A 368-nucleotide genomic window follows, 5' to 3' on the forward strand; every position below is an offset into this window, starting at 1 on the left:
GCTGTCGAGCAGCAACTGCGCCAGGTGCCACCACATCCGCCAGGCGTCCAGGCGCCCCTGCGCGACCAGCTGACGCCCCTGCGCCTCGTGGAAATCGAACAGGCGCGGGTCGTCCGGCAGCAGCGCGCAGCGAATGCGCAGACCTTGCCAGTGCCAGCAGTCGAGACAGAGCGAGGAGTAGGGATTGTGCATAGAGGCCCACCAGATTACGTAATGATATTTATTCCCATTCTCATTAGATAATCAACACGCAATCCGTGTGGGCTTAGCAGCGCGCCGTGCAGCGGGCGCGCAAGGAGAGAGGCCGACGCGGCGGTCGGCCTGGGGATCAGCTGCCGGCGACCGTCATCCGCTCGATCAGTACCGAG

Annotated in this window: 1 protein-coding gene; it reads right to left on the reverse strand. The window is 63.9% G+C overall.

Going from position 1 to position 368, the window contains the following annotated elements; all coding sequences use genetic code 11:
• Positions 1–192 (reverse strand): hypothetical protein (locus J0A65_RS26425; RefSeq protein ID WP_206597151.1); only part of this gene is annotated, 192 nt, incomplete at its 3' end.
• Positions 193–368: the final 176 nt, after the last annotated feature.

Source organism: Bowmanella yangjiangensis (assembly GCF_017255015.1).
GTDB lineage: Bacteria > Pseudomonadota > Gammaproteobacteria > Enterobacterales > Alteromonadaceae > Bowmanella > Bowmanella yangjiangensis.